Source organism: Dyadobacter tibetensis Y620-1, from assembly GCF_000566685.1.
Classification (GTDB): domain Bacteria; phylum Bacteroidota; class Bacteroidia; order Cytophagales; family Spirosomataceae; genus Dyadobacter; species Dyadobacter tibetensis.
The window spans coordinates 344,081-368,324 of record NZ_AZQN01000004.1 but is presented as its reverse complement, the minus strand read 5'-3'; the positions used below and the strand labels follow the sequence as shown (position 1 = coordinate 368,324).

Sequence of the window (24,244 nt, the reverse complement as noted above, 5' to 3'; positions counted from 1 at the left end):
CCTGCAGTTGACAGGTCGATAAAATTATTAAAATATAATTATTATTCCGCCTTCCTGCTTTTACTTAAGAAGCCGGGCTAGAATTAAAAGCTGTTTTCTACTACCATATAAATAAGCGTTGGCATGCCTGCATTGAGATACAGACATGCCAATTTAAGATTAAAAAATTTGTAGCCCCCCACTCAAACTGGAGGTCCAGTATGTTTTCTATTATTCTGCGGATTCGGCTTCATCTCCTGGTGTTACCACATACTTACTTCGGGTATCCAATTTTTGAATCATCTCTGATGACATGCTGTCGGCCGAGGGCCCATAGGCGCTTACTAAGGTTCCTTTTATTCCATCAGTAGACTCTATAAGGTACAGAATCGACATATCGGAAGGATTTGTCATTCCTTCAAATCGATAAAAGTCTACAATTTCAAAGTCGTCGGGTGAAAGGCTAAGCTTCACACCATCTTCTTTGTGCAGTTCTAAAGCATGAGCCGTTAAATTGAAATCATAAGTATAACCTTCCCCCTTAGCCCATTCCAATTTCTCTATAAGCGTGTCGGGCTCATTAGTATTTTGGAATTCGGGGTTCTGACTGCTTGTGTTATTGGGTGTTTTATCTGAAGTTTCCATGTCCGGTGTATGATTTTTTAGTAAAAATATTTTACTACCTAGAGGTATAACCAGGTAGTTTAAAAAATCATGCCGCTTCTTCTTTGTATACGAGTGGGGATAATGAATCTCAGAATCTAATAATTGTCACCCCATTTTGATACGAACCGAAACAGCCGAGCCCATCCTGAATATTGCTGAAAATCACGGTCGGTTCCGAGAAAGGATTGTTGCCGCTTCCTTCTAACCAACTGCGGTGGAAGCGGTAGTAAGCCTCATCTACGTTTAAGGTTTCCATATGTATTTTTACAATTACCGGATTGGGTGAATATTCCCTATCAGGAATAGAAGGGGCATTGATGTTTTCTAGTGTTTGCCAGGGGAAGGTAAAATACCAGGTTGGCGCTTTAAGTTCTTTGCCATCAAGATTAATGTCATTTTGCAGTTGGGAAGGACCAAAGTTATCGTCGGAGTCCATGATCCTTCGTCTACGAACCCTTTTTTGGTGGTAACTCCCAGTTACGGGGTCATAAACCATTTCTGTCACTTCATATTCTATATAGGCGCGGTGGCTAAAGAAATTAGTCTGTCCGGCGGGATCGTTAAAAAAGCCACGAATGCGGAGGGTGGAATCGCCCCTGAAATTACGATTTAATAAAGTATCGATCAGATATCGGTTTAACTTGACATGGGCTGGGGGAATTACGGTGCTCGCCCGCACCAATTTATTATTTGCCGAAACGGTCAGCAGGTACGTTTTCCCGGGTACAATCCTGAAAGTGGCGCTGTCCACCTGGTACCGGTCCAGATCGGTATGGTAGGGTAATACTATTTCCCTACTGCCATCGGATAGCACAACTTTGGCGTTTTTAATACTGATGAAATTGTTGTCGACGGGGCCATAGATGGTCTTAGATTCTGAAACCGATACCTGAACCGCTGGAAGCTGCGGAGATATGTAACTCTCCACCACCAGTTTGGGCCTAGTTCCGGGAATGCTGTTAGGATCAAGATCTGTGACCAATGACTCGCAGCTCCAATGGGAACAGGCCATTAGTAAACCTATAATCAAGCGGGATATTTTTTTTGACAACATATAAATAGTGCTGAATGATAGTTTCTAAAATTTGAAATTATAACTGAAAGAGGGAATGATCGGAAATAAGGAATAACGGGTCAGAACATTGATTTGCCCTGACTGATCCGGTCTGTCCCGTTTTCTAATATCATAAAAAAAGGGATTCTTTCGATTATAGGCATTATATACACCAAATTCCCAAGTTCTCTCATGCCTTTTCTTCTTCTTGTGAAATTGTATGGCCAGATCCAGGCGGTGATAGGGCTCCGCTCTAAATGCATTTTTGCTTCCGTATTCTGTAGTTTGGATTGGGTTATTATAACCATTTTCATGAATATCGAAACGGTCACGATACGTATAATAGTTTGCCACAGGAATGGTAAGTGCATTGCCAGTACCATAAACCCATGTTGCCGAAAGGGTTATGCGCTTATTAAGTTCGTATATACCGACGATCGAGATGTCGTGCCTGCGGTCGTAGCGTGGGAAATAGGTTTTTCCAAAGTTAAGCTCCGGAAATTTCCATTGAGTCCAGGATAAAGTATACCCCACCCAGCCAGATATCCTTCCTACTTTCCTTTGAACGAGTAATTCTGTACCATAAGACCAACCCTTCCCGGTGGTAAGATTGTCTTCCCAATTAATTTCATTCGCATTCTGACCCTCAATACTAAGAAATGAGGAACCCTCTTTATAGCTTATTATATTGTTCATGGCCTTATAATATCCCTCCAGTGTAATGGCGAGGCCGGAGCGGTCCAGGTCTTTTGCCAGGCCCAAGGCCACCTGGCTCGACTGTTGGGGAGCGACCCGGTCGGTGGTAGGTACCCAGAGATCGGTAGGTAGGCCAAGGCCGGTATTTGAAAGTAAATGCACATACTGATTCATCAGGGCATACGAACTTTTAAGGGAAAGGTCATTTGAGATTTTTAGTGCGGCCGTAAATCTGGGCTCGGGACGGATATAATATTTGGATTCCGTTTGGAAGGTAGACAGACGGAATCCAGCATTCATTTTCAAGGCATCGGTAGGTTGCCAGGTATCCTCAATATAAATACCCGCTTCCAATGTGTTAATGGGTTTGGCTTCCACTTTAAAGTCTAAATCTGTAAAAGATCCCCTTATGGCCAAGGCCGAGGGGACAAAACGATGCGCCGTCGCCATCATTCCAAATTTTAGACTATGACGTGAATTAGGATAATAATCCAGATCTGACTTGATGCTCCAGTCGCGGATCTTACTTGAATAGCTCAGGCTAAATTCGTCGGCCGGACCACTTGTCTGGAAGTCTTTTTCAGAAGCCGATATGCCAAAATTAAAATTGCTGAAAATCAGGGAAGTATTGACAAAAAGTTTCTGATTAATGAGATGGTTCCACCTCAGGGTAGCCGTCGCGTTGCCCCAATCGAGTTTGGACCGAAGCGAGCTACCTGACCCCTCCTCCTTAACGCTAAACTTATCCTGACCAAAATAACCGCTCAGGAAGAGCTTGTTCTTGGATCCAAAATCATAATTCATCTTAGCGTTTAGATCATAAAAATAATAACCGGGCCTGATTCGACTGTCCCCATCCCTAAGGGATTTGGCAAAGAAGGGGCGAGCCAGAAAATCGATATAAGTTCGGCGCGCTGAAACCAGGAAAGAGGCCTTTTTGTTGGCAAGTGGCCCTTCTAAGGTTAGGCGAGAGGAAACCAAGCCAATACCACCTTCTCCATGAAACTTTTCTTTACTGCCATCCTTCATCTGCATGTCCACTACTGAGGAAAGTCGTCCTCCATAACGTGCCGGAAACCCTCCCTTGGTCAGTTCTACACTCTTGATTGCATCACTATTAAATATTGAAAAAAAGCCAAACAAATGATTCGCATTATAGACTACGGCATCGTCGAGAATGATTAGATTTTGGTCGGGGCCTCCTCCTCGTACGTAAAGTCCGGTCTGCCCCTCCGAACCTTTCTGTACGCCTGGCATCAGCTGAAGCACCTTGATAACATCTTTTTCACCCAAAAAAGCAGGTATTTTTTTTACCTGAGAAATAGGTAGCTCAATTTTACTCATTTGTGCCGACTCACTTACCTTGTCGTCCTGCTTCTTTGCCGAAATGGTTACTTCCTCCAGTGCCCTTACGGCAGGGAGTAATATATCTAGCTGCTGGTCGGTCCGAAAATTTATTTCCTTAGACTGCCTTTCGTAGCCTACAAATGAAAAAATGAGAGGGCCGGACGCGGAAGCTGGAATGGTCAAAGAATAAAAACCATAGGCGTTAGAAACGGTACCAAATGAGCTATTCTCTATGAAAATATTTACTCCAGGCAGCAATTCCCGACTTCCCTGTTCACGAACGTAGCCACTAATCGTGATTTGTTTCTGTGCATAACTGGATCCTGTGCTAAAAAGTAAGCTCAAGATGATGAGTAAGTAACGTATGTGCATGTCTAGGTAGTTGCGTAATGATTGAACAGTTAAATATAGGGATACAATTGTCTATATTGTATAATAAAGAATGGGATATCCGAAATATTATTTAGGAATAATTAAAAGAACCTGGTCCCATTGAAAGGGATTGAAAAGTAGATTTCTTTTTCGGTATAGTTATGGTTTATTTGCAGGTTCTATCCATAAGGTTCGTTAAATTGATCCGACTATTTCCTAAACAAAATAATGTAAATGAAAAGAAGAAAATTTATTGAAAACACCCTCATGGCTTCCGCAGGCCTTACTTTCGCTTCAAAGGGGTTGGTTGCCAGGCCTAGATTGTTGCCAGTGCCCGATTTTGTTAGCGACTGGAATCGACAGACGGATCGAACGTGGGTAGGAGAGGCCTACTGGCCTAATCGACTTCAGGACTGGCGTCTTATTAATGGAGCAGTAGAAACCGTGATCAGGGGAAAAAATCGGTCACTTGCCTTACTTACCCACGAGTTAGGACCCGCCAAGGAAGCATTTGAAGTTCGAATGGAACTACAGTTTATTGGAGAAACTTCTCCACTGGATCTTGCCGGCTGGAGGCTGGCCGCTTCAGGGCCCAATCCGGACTATCGCTCAACAGCCATTTATGGCAAGGGAATGCGGATTGGCGTACAAGCTGATGGGCAACTCGTATTGGGTCAGAAAAAATCGGAGACGAAGGTAGAAAGGCATGAATTAGATGGCAGCTTACTTCTTATTTTAACTGGCAAGCCAATACACCACGATTTATATACGCTTCACCTAAGCGTTCAGAAAGGGAGAAAGGTACTGTCCGAAATAAAGGGGTTTATTGTGGGGAATCTGGAATTAATCGGTGGAGTAGCCCTCCTGCATGATGCAGATACCCCGGCCCAGCAAGTACTTCAGCCTGGAGTTCGTTTCAGCAATTTGGAAATGAAAGGAAGAAAGCTGGTGGGTGATCTGAGCCGAACTTTCGGACCAATATTTTTCGCGCAATACACCTTACATTACGAGCGCATAAAGCTTTCTGCACAGCTCGCTCCCGTGGTTACGGCTCTCGCCGATCTCGAGCTGCAAATTAAGGAAAATGACCAATGGGTCACTATAGGAAAGAGCCCTATCGACCCTGTTAGCCGAGTAGCGGCATTTTCTATACCCTCCTGGAAAGCAAAAGAGATGGTGCCTTATCGCTTGCTTCTCCCGATATCGGACAAAGCAGGCAAAACAACTTCCTATTTTTATGAAGGTAGTTTTTCTCCGGCTCCTACTATGGACAAGCCCGTCAAATTGGGTCTGTTTAGTTGTAATTGCGACTACGGCTTTCCTGATACGGATCTCAGAGAAAATATTCTGGCTCATAAGATGGATGCTGCGCTATTTCTGGGAGATCAATTTTATGAAGCTTCTGGAGGTTTTGGTGTTGAGGAGACCAATTTGGAGCGGTCTGTCCTCGATTATCTGCGTAAATGGTATCAGTTTGGATGGTCATACCGGGACGTCTTCCGGCATGTGCCTTGCATTTCTATTCCCGACGATCACGATGTGTATCATGGTAATGTATGGGGTGAAGGGGGAAAGGCTGCCTTAAAAGAGGGGGCGGCCTATCTGCGCCAGGATAGCGGGGGATATAAAATGCATCCAGAATGGGTGGCCATGGTACAGAAAACACAATCGAGTCATCTGCCGGATCCTTATGATCCTACACCGGTGGAAAATAATATTCCAGTTTACTTCACCCACTGGAACTGGGGGCCCTTAAGTTTTGCTATTATCGAAGACCGAAAGTTCAAATCGGCCCCTAAACGGATCTTCCCAGAAGAGGCGAAGATTCAGAATGGTTTTATTACCAACCCAGATTTTAAGGATGAATCCTATCTGGATGCACCCCAGGCGGAATTATTGGGAAGTCGACAGGAAGCTTTTTTAGAAGAATGGACTCGGGATTGGAGTAAGGGAGCGAGAATGAAAATTCTGCTTTCGCAAACGAATTTCTGTACCATAGGTACCTTGCCGAAAGGTTCTGTGGGAGATGCCATGGTACCTAACTTGGAAATACCCAGGCCCGGAATATACATTCAAGGCGATGATATGACCCGCGATATGGACTCCAATGGCTGGCCACACAGCAAGCGCAACAGGGCTGTGGACATACTGCGCCGTGGATCAGTGATGCATTTGGCTGGAGATCAGCATCTGGCCTCGGTTGTGCGCTATGGCGTAGATAGCCATGATGATGCCGGGTTCGCATTTGCCGGGCCCGCTCTGAATAATATATGGCCGAGACGGTGGTGGCCCCAACTGCCAGCGAATCATGAACCAGTAAGCGGTGGTGCCCGCAATACCGGACGTTTTGAGGACGGATTTAAAAACAAAATTACCCTCCATGCCGTGGCCAATCCCCAACAGAGTGGATTAAAACCAGCTATTATTCATGATCGGGCTACTGGATACGGCATGGTGATTATTGATGCTAAGGCAAGGGACATTACCATGGAGTGCTGGAAACGCAGTGCAAATCCGGTAATAGACTCAGAAAATGGCCAATACACAGGCTGGCCTATTACCATCAACCAGTCCGATAACGATGGGCGAAAAGTTATAGGTTACCTCTCAGAATTGGTGGTGACCGGTATGGAGGAGCCCGTAGTCCAGGTTATTTATGAACCGACTGGGGAGGTGATTTATACGCGCCGTATTACTGGGCATAAATTCAAACCTGCTGTTTTTAAAGAAGGTAGGTATACCCTGAAAGTTGGCGATCCTGATCGGGACCTTTGGAAAGAAATAAAAGGCCTCCGCATGGGGAAACGATCTAAAAAAACCAGGTTGCGCTTAGGATAAGCTTATGCCGCCATGAGTAGCTGCTCATGGCGGCATGTCAGGAATCAAATGCCTTTGACGTTCATTTTAAGGCCATAGACGCCCTTTCCAGCGGTCATGAAAAGTAAGTTTTTCTTTTTCCCCCCAAAACAGACATTCGCAGTCCAGCTTTGTGGGACAGAAATATGAGCTATGCGTGCTCCAGAGTTATCGAAGACGGTTACCCCTTTGCCTGTAAGATATACATTCCCTTTGTTGTCAATGGTCATACCATCAGACCCCATTTCGGCAAATAGTTGCTGGTTGTTTAATTCTCCAGGATTTACAATATCAAAAACATAGGTTTTGCTCGCACCAATGTCTGCTACATATAATTTCTTACCATCGGCAGTACCTACTATTCCATTGGGTTTAGTCAGGGTTTTTGCTACTACCGATACATTTTGTCTGTCGGGGCTAAGATAGTAAACGTACATGCCTTCCTGTTGCATCGATGGATCCCGTTTCCAGTAGGGGCGCGCATACAGAGGGTCTGTGAAATAAATTCCTCCTTTACTGTCTATCCACAAATCGTTAGGACCGTTGAAAAGCTTACCCTGATAGTCTTTAAGAATTACCGTTTTTTTTCCATTCTTATCGAAAGACCAGATCTGATTTTCTTCATCTGCGCAGGCAATCAGCTGACCTGAGCGGTCAAAATACATTCCATTAGCTCGTCCCGAATGATCGGAAAATGTGGAAATCGTTTGGGCCTTGGCATCCCAGCGCAAAATCTTGTTATTTGGTTGGTCTGTAAAAAAGACATGGCCTTTTTTGTCGGCTACAGGGCCTTCGGTGAAGGAGAATCCTGTTCCCAGCTCTTCTACCTCCGCTCCCTTGGCTACTATTTGCTTTCTGTCTTCTATCTGGGCTTCTGATGTCAGGGGTGCATATAGGCAGGCTATAGCCACAATCGTCCTCATCTGCTTCTGTATCGCTCTCATGGGTACTGTTCCGTATTTAATGGGCCTTGTGTTAAGCATTTATTACAATTTTTTGACCACCTTTTTTAATAGATTCATATATAGCATCTATCACGATCATGTCCTTCAATCCCTCCTGGCCCGTCACGTTAGGATCAGGCTCATTATTGAGGATACAGGCGGCGATTCCGTCCATCTGATAGGTTTGATGGTTTACCTTTGGTTGATCTATAGGACCCAAATGTGTATTACCCTTAATGGGGCCGTAACCAAACGCCGGCACCATCTCGGCCCATCCCTTCGTCCCCATAAGATGTAGTCTTTCTGAATGTCCAAAGTTATAAGTGCACCCACAGTTGGCTATGATACCACTGGGAAATCCCAATTGAAAGGTGATGGTTTCGTCGACTTCTCGGAATTTTACCGGATCAGTTTTGCTCTCTTGTGCTGTTACCCATATAGGTTCTTCCCCTGTACAATATCGAGCTGCATTCAGGGAATATACCCCCACATCCATGAGTGCTCCACCTCCGGCCAGTGCCTTTTTCAATCGCCACTGGGTAGGATCTCCGATGGTGAAGCCCATATAATTGTTTACATGCATAATTTTTCCAAATGCTCCCTCTTCCCGCATTCGGATCACTTCCCGGGTATGAGGTTCGAAGTGAAGACGATAGCCCACATACAATTTAACACCTGCCTTTTCGCAAGCACTTATCATCTCCCGAGCCTGCTGAGCATTGTCGGCCAGTGGTTTTTCGCAAAGCACATGTTTGCCAGTGGCAGCAACCTGTAGCACATGCTTATGATGTAGGGAGTTGGGCGTGATCACATATACAAGATCTATATCTGGATTGTCTTTTATCCGATGCATTGTTTCATAGCTATATGTGTTCTGTTCGGGAACATTATATTTCTCCTGCCAACTTTTTAACTTCGATGGTGTACCGGAAATAAGACCAGTAATTACAGCCATTTTGCATTCCTGCATACCCTTGGCCACAATATTAGCATAACCTCCCAGACCCATAAGTGCCACACGAAGTGGGCGTTCGGCGGTTGGCTCCTGCATGTTGGCCACACTGCCAAAGCTATAGTCAGACATCGCCGTTAGGCCTAAGCCTAAGGTAAGTTTCTGTAAAAAATCACGCCTTGCATTCATATATAGAAATTTTTGAGTGTATACATTACTCCATAAAAGTAAACTTAAAAGAATTTCTCCTTACCACTATATTCATTCCCACTCTTTAACGCCACTATTTTTATGCTTTTAAAAATACCAATTTACATCGTTCTTTCACCTTCTTAGAATGTTAACAATCAAAATCAGCCCATATCAGGAACTTTATGTAAAACATTAAATGTATATACATTAAATGTTTTAACATATAAATTAAACGGCAATGAAAACGCTCATTAATGGTTTACATCATATCACTGCATTGGCAAGTGATGCGCAACGGAATGTCGACTTTTATGTTGGTGTATTAGGACAGCGAATGGTGAAAAAGACCATCAATTTCGATGCTCCCGACGTGTACCATCTGTATTATGGAGATGAGACGGGTTCGCCAGGATCCATTCTGACCTTTTTCCCTTATGCAGGATTACAGAGAGGACGTAAAGGGGGCGGTCAGTTAACTTATACGGCATTCTCCATTCCTACGACTTCATTGTCTTACTGGATGGATCGTTTGACTGGTTTTGGTATTCCATATTCTGGTCCTTATCGTCGCTTTAATGAATCCTACCTCCGATTTGAGGACTATGATGGGATGGGTGTCGAACTGGTCGCCAACGATGTAGACCAGCGTCCGGGTTGGGACAATGGTAAGATTCCGATAGAGTACAGCATCAAAGGATTCTTTACTGCTACCTTAAATGAGTTCAGCATCGATAAAACTGTTGCTTTATTAACGGAGGTGATGCAGCATAAATTGGTTGCGGAAGAAGAGGATATCTGGCGTTTCGAAGCGATGCTGGGTGGGCCAGGGAATTATGTAGACGTTAAAAAATCCCCTAAGGATGTTCGTGCACTGCAAGGAGCTGGTTCCGTGCATCATATAGCTTTTGCTACAGAGTCGGATACGAGTCAGTTGGAAATCCGGGAAAAGCTTTTGGTGGCGGGGTATTCGCCAACAGAAGTACTCGACCGCAATTACTTCCATAGCATTTACTATAGAGAGCCAGGAGGAATTCTTTTTGAAATTGCCACTAATCCTCCAGGATTTGCTGTGGATGAGTCTCTTGTGGAATTAGGGTCCAGTCTGAAACTACCCGAATGGTATGAGCCTAAGAGATCGGCTATTGAAACCGCCCTTCCTCCAATTGTTGCAGAAGCTAAATAAATTAGCAAACTGACCGGTAAGATCGGAGTTTAGAATACTCTGAAAAGAGTTTTATATTTTCAAATAAAATAAACATGAATGCATTAGACCGTGCAATGAAGCGTGGAGCTCCATTAGAACATGCTGAGAAAGCTATGATTATGATTCATGGAAGGGGAGCAACCGCACAGGGGATTCTGGATCTTTATCAATATTTCGATTATCCACATATAGCTTATCTTGCCCCTCAGGCAGAAGGAGGAAGCTGGTATCCAAAGAGTTTTATGGCTCCCTTGCAGGACAATGAGCCAGGGATTAGCCGAGGATTGGCTACAATTGATGAGCTGATGGTAGGGTTAGAGGATATTTATGGACTGCTGCCCCGGGATATTTACCTGCTAGGCTTTTCCCAGGGAGCTTGTTTGTCACTGGAGTACGTGGCTCGGCATGCCCGGGAATATGCGGGAATTTTTGGCTTAAGCGGAGGGTTGATCGGCCCCGATGAAACCAAACGGGACTATTTAGGAAGTTTGGCCGATACTCCTGTACTCCTGGGTTGTAGCGACGTGGATTTTCATATTCCTAGACAACGGGTAGAGGAATCCGGCGCGATATTACAAAGGTTGGGTGCAAAGGTGACAGTACAACTGTATCCAGACTTTGGGCATAATATCCACGATAATGAAATTGACTATATCAATTCAATTTTAAAAAAGTAAATAATAAAAGGGGGCCATCTCTGATTGATAGTCCCCTTTTCATTTCCTAATGAGAATTTTTATAATTCGAGAGACACCTCCCTCTGGGAAATCGTCTGGCCTATTTCGAATTTCCGAATTTGACGTTCACCATTGCTGATGACTTCGATGCTATAGGCGCCAGCCTCTAAATTATTAATATTCAGCGTTCTTCCAAACTTAGTACTTTTTTTGGAAATCGTTTCCCTGTAAACAATATCTCCAATGTGGTTTTTAACCAGTAATTGTGTGGGGGATTCCGAATGAAATTTATCGATCAGAACGTTAATCTTACCTTCTTGAGTCGTGTAGATGCCGGCCCCAAAACTGGCTGCTTTTTTGTTGCCTTTGTCAGAGTCTTCTGCTGAGACTGCGAAGGATAGGCAAAGTGCGAAAATGAATGCGATGGATGTGATTGATTTTTTCATGGCTAAATAATTTTATATTTATTGGCTAATTGATTGGATTAAAAGTATCTTAATTGCTTGACTGTCACAATATAAACTACCTGTACGGTAGCTGTAATTAGTAACTGGTCAAAAGTTATTGCTCCGATTCCAGGGTTACTAACTGCTTACTAACTTTCTGATCGACTTCAAATTTCTGAATCTTACGCTCACCGTTGCTGGTGATTTCAATCTGATAGCTACCTGGATTTAGCTCGCTAACATTGAGTGACCGGCCAAACTTCATTTTAGACTTGGGGAGAGTTTCCCGATAAATTACTTCATATCGTTCATTACGAATCAGGATGGTCGTAGACGAGGCTACATCCTTTTTGTCTACGAGTACATTTATATTTCCGTCAACGGTCTTATAGATCCCCGTTCCAAAAGAAGCAACCTTCTTGGTTTCTTTGTCTGAAGCGAAGCTCGTTACTGTTCCTGCTGCCAGAAGGGCAAAAGCTAGGATGGTGGTTTTAATCGAAGTTTTCATGGCTATTTGTTTTTGTAATGGTGATTGTTTTAATGAGAACGATACAAATGTATGTGTTATGGCAGGTACTATGCATTACAAAGTACATGAATGGTTTAATTATCAGTATGAATGGTATGATCCGTAAAAATCTGGTATTTGCACACTTTAAATCCCCTTTCTGAGCTCTGGAAGGGAATTTTTTACATTTGCTTAATGATGCAGGTATGGTGACATACGTTGCATATGACTGAAAAAAAATGTTATTTAAGACGGGAGAGAAATTTTCAGGGAATCCGTAAAAACAAAGAGGGGGCCTATCCCAAAAAGATGGCCCCCTGTTTTATAGGTTAATTATGCATGCGAATTCTTGATTAATCCTTTTCGATATAGTCCATATCTTTGGTAAAGGTTTCTTCCAGGAAGTAGAGGGCAATAACGGCCACCACACTGGTAGCCAGTCCCACTACCAAGGCCCCTTGTATCACACCCAGGCTAGGCTTAAAATATACGAACAGCGCTGCCAGGGGGATGGTAGCTCCCCGAACGAAGTTGGGCACGGTGGTCGCTACCGTTGCACGGAGATTAGTACCGAATAGTTCCGCTGCGATGGTAATGAACAATGTCCAGTAGCCATTACAGAAACCTAGGAGGGCACAGAACACATAGAATACGTAGGCGGTATCCATGGGGATAGTAAGGTAGCCAATCATCATCAGAAGGGACAGTCCAATGAAAAGGATGATGGCCTTTTTTCGACTTTTCATCCATTGACTAATCAGTCCACTGGAGATATCGCCAAATACCTGCCCCGTAAAGGCGAGCATAACAGCCTTTCCGGCATCAATGCCGATTAGCCCCTTGGCAGCACCGATTTCGGGTGAGAAAGTGATCAATATTCCGACCACAAACCAGATGGGCAAACCAATCAGAATGGCCATCAGATATTTGGTCATGCGACGGGCGTTGGTCAAGATCATCATGATATTCCCCCTGTCGACACTATGAGACTTAACATGTTGGAACATACCTGATTCGAATACATTGAAACGGAGTACAAGTAGCAACAGACCCATGCCTCCGCCTACGAAATACGATATTCTCCAGGCGAACATATCGGCAACAAAATAGGCCAGAATAGCTCCTAAAACACCCAGGGTGGCTACAAGGGTAGTGCCATAGCCCCTGATTTCTTTGGGAAGCACTTCGGTCACCAAGGTAATTCCAGCTCCAAGCTCACCGGCCAAGCCGATCCCGGCAATAAAACGAAGGACGGCGTACTGATCCATAGTGGTCACGAAGCCATTGCCAATATTGGCTAGGGAGTACATAATAATGGAGCCAAAAAGCACCGACAGTCTCCCCTTTTTATCGGCGATAATTCCCCATAATACTCCTCCAATTAACATACCAGCCATTTGGCTGTTTAATAGCGTGATACCATCGGTCAGCAGGTCTTCTTCGGCTACCCCTATATCCCGGAGGCTGGGAATGCGTACTACACTAAACAGGAATAAATCGTACATATCCACCAGGTAGCCTAGAGCGGCCACGATAACAGGGACTTGCAGTAGCTGGGGTAGTAAGGGTTTGCGTATTTCGGGAGTTTGAGACATAATCGGGTTTTGGCTTTATACAAACAGCTATTGAAGCTGTCGGCGGGTTTATGTAATCAATTTTGATGGATATCCAACTGTCAGAAACAAGCCAGTCTTAGAGACGGTCGATGAGCATGCCACCGTCAACATTGATGACCTGGCCGGTTGAGTAAGGGAAGTCGCCCCGGGTAAGAGATGCAACAGCCTTTCCAACATCCTCCGTAGTTCCCCAGCGAGGCTGAAGAGCCATACCATTGGCAAAAAGTCCATCGTACTTTTCTTGTACTTTTGCAGTCATGTCTGTGGTGATTACCCCCGGTCTTATCTCAAAAACGGGTATGCCATACTCGGCCATACGTACTGCGAAGAGCTGGCTGGTCATTGCCAGGCCCGCTTTGGAAACGCAGTATTCGCCCCGGTTAACTGAGGTAACTGTTGCCGACACGGAAGTGACGAAAATTATAGTCGCCTGGAAAGCATGGTTATTTTCTTTTTGATGAGCCATTCTTTTGGCTATTGCCTGAGTAAGGAAAAAGGGACCCTCCAGGTTGGTGGTGACTACCTCCTGGTAATTTTCAGGCGTAGTATCCAGCAGGTCCAGGCGTTGTCGGGGTGCGATTCCCGCATTATTGACCAGTACATTTAATGCCCCCAGTTCCTGGTATGCTTTTTCAATAATATTGGCCCTATCATCGGCTGAGGCAATACTACCCTGGCAGTAAATGACCCGGGCACCCATAGCTCTTAGGGTGTCTAATGCTTCCATAGCTCCTTCTTCGGGACGTACCCCATTGATGGCGAGGTCGTAGCCTTCTTTGGCTAATGCCTGTGCAATGCCGAAGCCTATTCCACGGGTTCCACCTGTAATTAGCGCCGTTTTTTTCATTTCAATTGTATTACGTTCAGTTAGAAAGCCAGGCCCCAAAAGGCCCGGCTAGAGAATTTCTACAGTTCTTCTATATTAACCCACTGGCGTTTCTCCCAGCTTTCTATACCTTTTTCGGCTAGTTGAACGCCTCGGGCTCCAGCTTTTAGATCCCATGGGAAGGGTTCGTCTTTTACAATATGTTTCAGGAATAGCTCCCACTGCGCCTTAAATGCATTATCGTGATCTTCCTGTTCGGGCACTTTGGACCATCCTTCAAGGAAGGGGATCGGTTGGGGGATGTCGGGGTTCCATACCGGCTTAGGTGTATTGCCATAATGCTGAATATAGCAGTCACGGAGTCCGGCAACTGCCGATCCATTGGTGCCATCCACTTGCAGGGTTAGCAGGTCGTCGCGCCGAACCCGTACGGTCCAGGAGGAATTAAACTGAGCGATGACGTCGTCTTCCAGCTCAAAAGTAGCATAACAGGCATCGTCGGCCGTACATTTATATGGTTTGCCATTCTCATCAATTCTTTCGGGAATGTGGGTGGCACCGAGGCAAGAGACGGCTTTAACGTTACCGAATAGATTGTCCAGTACATAGCGCCAGTGACAAAGCATATCGACAATGATTCCACCATCATCCTCCTTACGGTAGTTCCAAGATGGTCGTTGTGCTGGAATGCTATGTCCTTCGAACACCCAATACCCAAACTCACCACGAACGGAAAGAATTTTACCGAAGAACCCACTTTCCATTAAGCGTTTGAGTTTCATCATTCCCGGAAGCCATAATTTATCTTGAACTACGCCATTTTTTAGTCCAGCCTTTGTAGCCAACTCATACAGTTCCATGGCCTCTTCGGTGGTGGTTCCTGTCGGTTTTTCACAGTAAATATGTTTGCCCGCCAATATCGCCTTTTTGATGGCTGGAGCACGACGACCCGTCACCTGGGCGTCGAAGTAAACCTGATATGCCGGATCGGCCAACACGCTGTCCAGGTCAGTAGTATATTTGGTGACCAGTGTCTTTTTGCACAGGGCTTCTAATTTCGCCGTATTTCTTCCCACCAGGATAGGATCGGGCATGATGACCTCGTCAGAAGAAATTTTAACGCCTCCCTGCTCCATTATGGCATTGATGGAACGTAATAGATGTTGATTGGTACCCATACGGCCTGTAACGCCGTTCATAATGATTCCTACGTGATGTACTTTCATTTTATGTAAGATTAAAAAATGGTCAGTTTGGTCTATACCTTTAATACAAAGGAATTTGTGATTTCATTTAAGAAGACTTTTTGATCCTTGGCCCAGTGGATATCGGAGAATATTTCTACCTCACAGTATCCATCGAAACCCGTAGCTTCCACCCATCCTCTTATTTTTTTTAGGTCGATACAACCTTCTCCCATCAATCCGCGGTCGTTCAGTAAATCCAGGGTGTTGACCTTCCAGTCACAGACATGATAGGCTAACAAATTGTTATGTGCACCACAGCGGGCAATTTCTTTTTCCAGGTCGGGATCCCACCACAAATGGTAAACATCGACGGCTACACCCACATAATCGGACTGGAATATTTCTGCCATATCGTTGGCCTGCCCCATGGTATTTATCGCCGATCGATCGGCGGCATACATAGGGTGCAGGGGCTCGATTGCAAGCTTAACATTTAATTTTTCTGCCAAAGGGAGTATGGCTTCGATTCCTTCTTTAATTTGTTGGCGAGAGGTAGCCAGGGACTGGTCGGGTGAGGCTCCGCAAACGAGAACGATCATTGGGGCTCCAAGAGCGGCAGCTTCTTCCAGTAATTTTTTGTTATGATCGATGGCCTTAGCTCTCCCAGAACTGGTAGGGTGGGGGAAAAACCCACCACGCACGTAGGAGACAATGTCTAGCCCAGCCTTACGGATAAGCTCACCCGCTTGGTGAGGGCCGATTCCCTCAATGGCATTTTGCCAGACACTTATCCCAGCTACTCCGGCGGCAGCATATTGCTCCACAGCCTGAGGAAACGACCACGACTTAGTGGTAATGGTATGTATGCAGCAGCGATCTAAAGAAATATTGTTCATTTTAAGCCAAATGGTAGTCTGTGAAGTGGCTCTTCACAGACCAATGTTTTGAGGATGATTTAGTCTATTTAACGGCCCCTAAATAAGTGTAATACGGTGCCGAATGATTAATCCTGTGCAGATATAAAGCCAGTTCACGCGCATGGTAATCACCCCACATGCTGGATTCTCCGCAGGGAACCTTCTGACCTTTAGGCGTATGATCCCAGCCATTTGGTCGGTGATATATAGAGTGTAATATCAGTCCTTGGTGTGAAGGATCTGTGGAGAGGTAGGGATCCGAGAATAGTGAATCCACCGCCGTTAGTCCGGCCTGCCAATAGCGGTCTCCCTCTTCTGACTGGTTTTTTTCTTGTAAATATTTACCCAGTCGCAGCAAACCTTGTGCTCCGATAGCGGTTGCAGAACTGTCTACAGGTTCAAAATCGTTGTAAGGATCGGAAGGGCGATTGGTATAATCTCCTAATCGATAAAGCTCTGGTGCGCCAGTATCCCAGTATGGTATACCATCCGATGCGGTGTTGGCAATATAAAAATCGCAGGTAGCCCGAGCAGCTTTCTCGTAAACCTCTGTCAGCTGAGCCCGTCCGCCCATAGGAGCAAGTTCTTCATCCGTAAATGATGGTAGGCTTTCCAGCTGTTCGGCAAAGCCTAACATGGCCCAGGCCAAACCTCGGGTCCAGGTGGTAAATCCTGAGAAGCCCTGTTGTGAATTGGGGCACCGGAAATTGCCATCATTGGTATTAAATACACTTTCGTGTGCCGTACGGCCCCATACATCGTAGCTATCTCTACCCTCGCCGTAATAAACAGAATAAGCCGCTGTAGCTAAGGCATGTTGCGTGCCACGCTCTAGAAGGCTCGTTTTAAGATCATTCTCCCCCATATGGCTATGGCCTAGCAGATGTGAGACCATCAAGGCTCGCACCGAACGGATGGTGTCGACGAAGAGGGAGTGAGGTCCGTTAAAGGAATGAATAAATCCCTTACCATCTTTTATTGGTGTCCAGCGTTCTGCCTGCACAGAACCGGAAACTTTTAGAGAAACCTCGTAAAAATTGCGTTCCCATTCGTTTTCTGGGATGCGTCCTTCGTTCATTAAGCGCAATAAGTTACCATAAGTACTTACATTATTAAAGCCATGATCGTGAACTCCGAAATGGCTTAAGTGCGAAGCCATATTTTGTACGGTATGTTTGCGGGCGCTCTTCAGAAACGATTCATCGTTGGAAACATCATATTGTATAACTTCTGCTCCATACTGGAATCCCTGGGTCCATTCCGTCCAGCCTCTTAAAGTATATTTCCCTTCTACGGTAAATACGGGAGTGCCTTTAGAGGCATCATACTCCTTATTGATCAGATTGATTTTTTGCGCTGACAGTTCCCACAGTCGGTCAAGTTTAGGTTGAAGGGATGCCGCAGTGAGCTCGGTACGGATTTTCATAATCTTTGTCGGTATCTGTTAATGATGAAAAGGAGCTATTTTCTCTCAAGACCGGACCTGGAAGGGTCCTAGATTTTGAAAAGATGGTATTAATAAGTCCTTTAAATTTTGTACAATACAAAGATATGCGGGGGATTACCTAGCGACAAGGTACATTTGGGGTATTAAATGGTACTTTTCCGAACTAGTTCTCTATACTCATTAGGGGTAAGTCCCGATTTTTTCTTAAAGATGCGACTGAAGTAAGAAGGGTCGTCCATCTGGATATGATAAGCAATTTCTTTACTGCTCAAACGGGTGAAAACCAATAGACGCTTGGCCTCCAGGAGTAATTTGTCTAATATATATTCCTGTGCTGTCATTCCTAGGTAACGTTTCACCAGCTTGCTGAGATAGTCGGGAGTAACGGCCAGCTCAGAAGCATAGCGCTGGACTTCGTGCCATTGAAGAAAGTTTTTCTCTACCAGCTCCTGGAATTTGCCGACCAAATCAGGCATAAGTCCGGAGCTTATTTGAGTTGTCGAGGGGCGGTTGGAAATAATACTGGCGCTTTTCTGAAGGATAAGACCCAAATATTTTCCTATAATTCCACAATCGGCAGCGGGAGCCAGATGCTCAGCAACCATATTTTCCATTAGATTATGAAAATATACCCTTTCCTTTTCTTGTAGATGTATCAGGGGCTGACGGGCAGCGGGTTGAAAAAAGGGGAGTTGATTAATAGGGGGACTACCAGGATTATAAAAATTATAGAACTCTTCTGGAAAAGCCAGGATATAACCTCTGCAAGGTTGGCTGGCACTGAGCATATGTACCTGTCCAGGGGTCAAAAAGTGCAGTCCGGCTCCTTGGATGGCGTAAGAGTGGAAGTCGATTTCGTGAAACCCTTGTCCTTCCTCAATGAATAGCATTTCGTAATAGGTATGCCGATGAGGAGTATCTGTTGGCAGGGGCGTAGTAGGCAAGGCCACCGGCGATTCTTTGTGCACTCCCTGGTTATTCTTAAATCGGTAGATACTAAGTGCCGGAACCGTGTCGGGTGACTTGGGGAGGCTATGTACCGGTATGGTCTGAATCATCTTAAATTTTGATTGAAAGTTGTTAGCGGCGGACAAGCCTTTTTATCAGCAGGTAAACCAAAAAAATAACCAGTACCATCGCTGCAATTGGCAGGAAGATAGCCATAACAGAAAGCCCAGCCGACGCTAAATTTTCTGTGGTAGATACCAACGAGTTGCCTATCCCCCCTGTGGTCTTTGACGACAATAGCCGAAGTATACCTGTACCTGCTTGTACGATACCAGCAGTGCCACCCCCCACAATTAAGCCCATGCTCCATAGTAATATGGGGTCTTGGATCTCAATAAAGCTGACCGAAAGCAGAGTGCCCGAGATTACCGCTGCAGGCGTAGCCACCAAATCTAGCAGATTGTCGACAAAGGGAACATAATAAGCGGCCACTTCCAGAAGGGAGGCAGAAAGTAAAGTATAGAATGCTGGCCAAGTTGCTAGCCAGGAAAATTGTTCCCCAGGTTGAATCCATCCATTCATTGCGGCTATGTTGGCCAGCAGCATCGGGATAAAAACCCTAAAACCACTGCTGGCGCTTAAGCCTAGGCCCAGACATATACTCAGTAATAGCTCCATAAAAATTCAATATCAAAAGCAGAAAGGGAGTTAGAACCAGAAAGACATAAGTTTTAATACGATTCAAAACTTTTTGCGATCATTTTTACTTTTATAACGTTAGACCAAGGAAGTTGTTGGTCGGTGAGTTGTAAACCAATTCAATATCGTAATTTTATCCGTTCTTCGAACCGGGAATTTATACATTTGTTGAAATATAAAAGAACACAGTACTGTGAATCAGGAAACTAAGAGCGGGCAGATATTCGATGTCATTACGCTGAAGCGACTTTATGCGTTTGTCAAACCCTATCAAAAGCAATTTTATCTGCTGATAGGCATCATCTTACTCAATGCCCTTCTGGCTCCCATGATGCCTTTGTTAATAAAATATACCATTGATACCCCCATTGCCCAAGGAAATTATGGGCAACTGTCGGTCATGCTTGCCGTTATGGTAGGCGTGATCGTTCTTCAGGGCGCCGCCCAGTTCTATAATACATATATGTCAGGATGGCTAGGCCAGTACATCATTAGGGATATTAGGGTACAATTGTACGAAAAAATCATAGGTCTGAGGTTGAAGTTTTTTGATAATACGCCTATTGGGCGACTGGTTACCCGAACCATATCAGACGTAGAGACCCTTTCCAATGTTTTTAGTGACGGGATGGCCGCAATAGCCGGCGATATTTTGCAGCTGGTACTAATCATCGCTGTAATGTTTTATACTGACTGGCGTTTATCCCTGATCAGCCTTTCCATGATTCCGCTAATGCTATTTGCCACTTATATTTTTAAAGAAAAAATAAAAGACTCTTTTAACGAAGTAAGGGCAGCCGTAGCTAATCTCAACTCCTTTGTTCAGGAGCACATTACGGGGATGAGCATCGTTCAAATATTTAGTAGTGAAGATAATGAATTTAAGAAGTTCAAAGAGATCAACAAGGTTCATCGAAATGCCAACATTCGTTCTATACTTTATTATTCAATTTATTTTCCCGTAGCAGATGTAATATCCGCTGCTGGTACCGGTTTGGTAGTCTGGTATGGATCCCGGCAGATTTTAAGTGCCGACGTATCTTTTGGTACCGTCACCGCGTTTGTGATGTTTATCAACTTATTTTTTAGGCCTATACGGCAATTAGCCGATCGCATCAACACCTTACAAATGGGTATTGTAAGTACCGATCGGATTTTGAAACTCTTGGATAGTAACGATTACACGAGTAACGAAGGAACACATGCTCCCCAGACTTTAAAAGGTGAGGTGTCATTCAAGCAGGTGTGGTTTGCATATATCGATGAGGAATGGGTGTTAAAAGACATAAATTTTGAGGTGGCTGAGGGGCAGACCATCGCATTTGTAGGTGCTACTGGTGCCGGAAAATCGTCCATAATTAATCTACTGAGCCGGCTATATGATATCAATAAGGGTACGATTCTGGTAGACGGGGTGCCTGTTCAGGATTATGAGCTTACCGCACTGCGAAAGAATATTGGTGTGGTACTGCAAGATGTATTCTTGTTTTCGGACACCATCGAAAATAATATTCGTTTAGGAGATCCCAGCATTACCCATGAGAAAATAGTGGAAGCAGCGAAACTGGTAGGAGTACATGAATTTATAGAACGGCTTCCCGGGGGATATACCTATAATGTGATGGAGCGCGGTGCTACCCTTTCGGTAGGCCAGCGACAGCTGATTTCTTTTGTAAGGGCTATGGTTCATGAGCCCAAAATAATTGTTCTGGATGAGGCTACCTCCAGCGTAGATACCGAAACTGAGGAATTGATTCAGCGAGCGATTGAAAAGCTAATGGTAGGTCGTACGGCAATCGTTATTGCCCACCGTTTATCGACCATTCAGGAGGCGGACAAAATCATTGTACTTGACAAAGGAAGAATAATGGAAGAGGGAAATCATGAACAACTTTTGGAAAAACAGGGCTTTTATGCCAATCTTTATCAGATGCAGTATAAAGAGGTATTGAAAATTGGCTAGCCTCCCGCAGGCCCAGCCTGCCCAGTCCGATGCCTGCCTCTCTTTCAAGGTATACTTCACAATAAATAAAGCTCCTGCAGAAATCTTGACCGCAGGAGCTTTATTTATTTCTTTCGAGCCGTATCCAATGGGGAGGGCAAGGGCCCGATGAGCAACTCATCGTCTACGGAAGTTTTAGGAGGCAGACTATCATAATCATCCTCACCCTCCTCTGATTCCGGTTGATAGTAGGAAGGACACAAATAAGTTTTGTTTACCGTAAAAGTAGGCTTTGGAAAGGGCCCCGGAATGATTCCCAATGACTTATCCTTGTAAATCTTTTCCAAGAAGCTGCCTACAATGGGGAGGGCCGTTTTGGCACCCTCGCCAAGATTCGTACTACGAAAGTGAATGCTTCGATCGTCACCACCTACCCAGGCACCCACGACCAGGTCGCGTGTAATGCACATAAACCACCCATCGGAGTTATTGGATGTGGTACCTGTCTTGCCACCTATCTCATTATTGTTCATGGTAACATTGAATCGCCAGCGGATGCTGCCAGAAGTCCCCCCTGGCTCTTCCACGCCTCCTTTTAGCATATGAATCATTAGGAAGGCAGATTCCCGGCTTATGGCCCGTCGGGTCTCGGTCTCAAATTCCTCAATAGTATTTCCATTCCGATCTTCAATCTTGGTTACCAGCATAGGGCTGGTATAGTTCCCATCATTCACGAATACGGAATATGCAGCCACCATGTCATATAAGGAAACATCGAAAGGCCCTAGTCCTATGGAGGGAAGTGCTTTGAGAGGAGTGGTAATACCCAGTTTTTTGGCATAGCGAACCACATTCTCAGGCCCTACCCGGTCCGTGAGTTCGGCCGTAACAGAATTGACGGACTGGGCCAGAGCCCGGCGTAGGGTCATGTTGGAATAGGTCCAGTAACCAGTGGCATTTCTGGGTTTCCATTCCTTTTCTTCCCCATTTTCCATAAATTTTTTCACAAAAGGCTTGTCTACCACCTGATCGCAGGGTGACATATTAAAAGTACTATCATCTATGGCCGCAGTATAGACAAATGGCTTGAAGGTTGACCCAGGTTGACGTTTCCCTTGGCGAACGGCATCGTATTTGAAGAAGTTATAATCCAGTCCACCCACCCAGGCTTTAATTTGACCGTTATGGGGATTCATCGCCATCATTCCCGCCCTAAGGATACGTTTATAATAGTTGAGTGAGTCCATAGAACTCCAATATTTTTCGATTACCCCGTTGGTCTTCCAGTCGTAGACCTGCATACTATCTTTTTTATTAAGATAAAAAGCAATGCTATCCGGATTGTTCTCAAACTTGGCCGCCAGGGTTTTGTAACGCTTAGTTCTTTTGATGACTGTTTCTAGAAAATTGGGTATCTCCTTTCCATTTTCATCGATCCAGGGATTAGAATTATTCCAGTGGTCTTCGAAAACACGCTGTAACTGTCGCATTTTCTCGTCCATGGCGGCCTCCGCACTTGCCTGCATGCGAGAATCGACGGTAGTATAAATTTTTAACCCATCGGTATACAGGTCATAACCATTTTCTTCTCCCCACTTTTTTACGAAGTCGACTACAGCATTCTTAAAATAGTTGGCATTTCCATCGTAAGGTGTTTCAAACTTAGTTCTCAATTCTATAGGAAGTGCGCTGATAGAGTCGGCCTGATGCTGCGTGAGATGACCATACTTTAGGAGCTGATTGATAACGACATTTCTTCGCTCCAATGATCGTTTAGGGTTGCGAATAGGGTTATAAGTGGTAGTAGCCTTCTGAAGACCTACCAAAACGGCAGCTTCCTGTATATTAAGACTGTCAGGTGATTTGCTGAAATAGGATTGAGCAGCGGTATTGATACCATAAGTATTATTACCATAATCTACGGTATTGAAATACATGGTCAGAATTTCTTCCTTGGTGAAATTGCGCTCTAATTTGATAGCGGTTAGCCATTCTTTAGTTTTGTAAATCAGGATACTGAGACCTGGTACATAACCCAATAAACCCTTTGCACCGCTTCTTCGGGTTTTAAAGAGTTTTTTGGCCAGCTGCTGCGTGATGGTACTGCCTCCGCCCCGATCTGTGGCGCCCGTGGCAATGCCTATGGCTACACTGGCCATTGCTTTATAGTCTATGCCTGAGTGCGCATAGAAGCGAACATCTTCGGTGGCGATTAGTGCTTTGACCAGGTTAGGTGAGATTTTATCGGCAGTTACCGGGGTCCGGTTTTCTGTGTAAAATTTTCCTATCATGACACTGTCGGCGGTATAAATCTCCGAGGATTGCGCCACCTTGGGGTTCTGCAGGTCTTCCACACTGGGCATGCTACCCATCAACCAGAGGAAGTTGGTCTCAATACTAAATATATAAAAACAAAAACCAAGAAAACCGAAGGCAAAGATTTTCCATAGTATTAGTATAGGTCGATAGTAGGAAGAATTTCTATCGATACTGTTTTCCCACCAGCTGGAGAGTTGTGTGCGCTTAAGTCGATAATGCTGTACCCAGCTGGATGCGCGTTGTTTGCCCACAAACAGAGATAGAACCTTGTATATCAAAAGGTTTATTGTGCTCTTTAGCCGACGCAATAGCCTTCCAAAAAATGCGGCAATATCTATAAAAAAGGACCTGATAACTTTCATTCAACGTTAAGAATCTAAACAGGATCAAAGATAAGAAAAGGAGGATAATTTCGATGTAGTCCCTGGTGATATTAACGGAAAGGTCAGG

The 24,244-nt window shown here is 44.7% G+C and carries 19 protein-coding genes; 4 read left to right on the top strand and 15 right to left on the bottom strand.

Translation table 11 applies throughout. The features are described 5' to 3' along the window. Positions 1–210: 210 nt before the first annotated feature. The 3 genes from X939_RS0113405 to X939_RS0113395 form a co-directional block, all read right to left on the bottom strand. Positions 211–624, bottom strand: coding sequence for a hypothetical protein (locus tag X939_RS0113405; protein WP_025763790.1), 414 nt, complete (start codon positions 622–624; stop codon positions 211–213). Between the two features lie 109 nt (positions 625–733). Next, positions 734–1,675, bottom strand: a complete 942-nt coding sequence (locus X939_RS0113400) for a DUF4249 domain-containing protein (RefSeq protein ID WP_198034414.1) — start codon at positions 1,673–1,675, stop codon at positions 734–736. Positions 1,676–1,723: 48 nt separating this feature from the next. Continuing rightward, complete coding sequence (locus X939_RS0113395) at positions 1,724–4,114, bottom strand: TonB-dependent receptor (protein WP_025763788.1); 2,391 nt, start codon at positions 4,112–4,114, stop codon at positions 1,724–1,726. A 234-nt stretch (positions 4,115–4,348) separates the two neighbouring features. Between X939_RS0113395 and X939_RS0113390 the strand changes: the two genes are divergently transcribed. Next, on the top strand, positions 4,349–6,952 hold the full coding sequence (locus X939_RS0113390; RefSeq protein WP_025763787.1) for an alkaline phosphatase D family protein: 2,604 nt from the start codon (positions 4,349–4,351) through the stop codon (positions 6,950–6,952). Positions 6,953–6,996: 44 nt separating this feature from the next. Here the strand turns inward: X939_RS0113390 and X939_RS0113385 are convergent, their stop codons facing one another. Continuing rightward, positions 6,997–7,953: an SMP-30/gluconolactonase/LRE family protein gene (locus tag X939_RS0113385; RefSeq protein ID WP_229236059.1), complete on the bottom strand. Its 957-nt coding sequence runs from the start codon at positions 7,951–7,953 to the stop codon at positions 6,997–6,999. Continuing rightward, entirely contained in the window at positions 7,946–9,055 is a 1,110-nt protein-coding gene (locus tag X939_RS0113380) for a Gfo/Idh/MocA family protein (protein ID WP_025763785.1), read from the bottom strand. The genes X939_RS0113385 and X939_RS0113380 overlap by 8 nt, the downstream gene beginning before the upstream one ends. A 241-nt stretch (positions 9,056–9,296) precedes the next feature. Between X939_RS0113380 and X939_RS0113375 the strand changes: the two genes are divergently transcribed. Both X939_RS0113375 and X939_RS0113370 read left to right on the top strand, forming a co-directional pair. Next, entirely contained in the window at positions 9,297–10,241 is a 945-nt protein-coding gene (locus X939_RS0113375) for a ring-cleaving dioxygenase (RefSeq protein WP_025763784.1), read from the top strand. 74 nt (positions 10,242–10,315) lie between these two features. Then, a complete protein-coding gene (locus X939_RS0113370) occupies positions 10,316–10,939 on the top strand; it encodes an alpha/beta hydrolase (RefSeq protein WP_025763783.1) in 624 nt (207 codons plus the stop codon). 59 nt (positions 10,940–10,998) lie between these two features. Here the strand turns inward: X939_RS0113370 and X939_RS0113365 are convergent, their stop codons facing one another. The 9 genes from X939_RS0113365 to X939_RS22430 all read right to left on the bottom strand — a co-directional run bounded on the left by X939_RS0113365 (position 10,999) and on the right by X939_RS22430 (position 19,512). Continuing rightward, entirely contained in the window at positions 10,999–11,385 is a 387-nt protein-coding gene (locus X939_RS0113365) for a T9SS type A sorting domain-containing protein (RefSeq protein ID WP_025763782.1), read from the bottom strand. Between the two features lie 115 nt (positions 11,386–11,500). Continuing rightward, a complete protein-coding gene (locus X939_RS0113360; RefSeq protein ID WP_025763780.1) occupies positions 11,501–11,893 on the bottom strand; it encodes a T9SS type A sorting domain-containing protein in 393 nt (130 codons plus the stop codon). Between the two features lie 353 nt (positions 11,894–12,246). Beyond that, a complete protein-coding gene (locus X939_RS0113350) occupies positions 12,247–13,488 on the bottom strand; it encodes an MFS transporter (protein ID WP_025763779.1) in 1,242 nt (413 codons plus the stop codon). Between the two features lie 97 nt (positions 13,489–13,585). Then, positions 13,586–14,356 carry a 3-ketoacyl-ACP reductase gene (locus X939_RS0113345; protein ID WP_025763778.1) on the bottom strand — a complete coding sequence of 257 codons (771 nt, stop codon included), beginning with the start codon at positions 14,354–14,356 and terminating at the stop codon, positions 13,586–13,588. 59 nt (positions 14,357–14,415) lie between these two features. Beyond that, positions 14,416–15,561, bottom strand: coding sequence for a Gfo/Idh/MocA family protein (locus X939_RS0113340; RefSeq protein ID WP_025763777.1), 1,146 nt, complete (start codon positions 15,559–15,561; stop codon positions 14,416–14,418). Between the two features lie 32 nt (positions 15,562–15,593). Next, positions 15,594–16,418, bottom strand: coding sequence for a sugar phosphate isomerase/epimerase family protein (locus X939_RS0113335; protein ID WP_025763776.1), 825 nt, complete (start codon positions 16,416–16,418; stop codon positions 15,594–15,596). 64 nt (positions 16,419–16,482) lie between these two features. Continuing rightward, entirely contained in the window at positions 16,483–17,865 is a 1,383-nt protein-coding gene (locus tag X939_RS0113330; protein ID WP_025763775.1) for a glycoside hydrolase family 88 protein, read from the bottom strand. A gap of 164 nt (positions 17,866–18,029) precedes the next feature. Next, the gene (locus X939_RS0113325; RefSeq protein WP_025763774.1) at positions 18,030–18,944 is read right to left on the bottom strand and encodes a helix-turn-helix domain-containing protein; all 915 of its coding nucleotides are present in this window, start codon (positions 18,942–18,944) and stop codon (positions 18,030–18,032) included. Between the two features lie 22 nt (positions 18,945–18,966). Next, a complete protein-coding gene (locus X939_RS22430) occupies positions 18,967–19,512 on the bottom strand; it encodes a DUF4126 domain-containing protein (protein WP_044199396.1) in 546 nt (181 codons plus the stop codon). Positions 19,513–19,726: 214 nt separating this feature from the next. Here X939_RS22430 and X939_RS0113315 point away from each other — a divergent pair, with 214 nt between their 5' ends. Then, positions 19,727–21,496 (top strand): ABC transporter ATP-binding protein, encoded by a 1,770-nt coding sequence (locus tag X939_RS0113315; RefSeq protein ID WP_025763773.1) that lies wholly within the window; start codon positions 19,727–19,729, stop codon positions 21,494–21,496. A gap of 104 nt (positions 21,497–21,600) precedes the next feature. On the opposite strand, the gene X939_RS0113310 is transcribed toward X939_RS0113315, so the two are convergent. Continuing rightward, entirely contained in the window at positions 21,601–24,156 is a 2,556-nt protein-coding gene (locus X939_RS0113310) for a penicillin-binding protein 1A (RefSeq protein WP_025763772.1), read from the bottom strand. Positions 24,157–24,244: the final 88 nt, after the last annotated feature.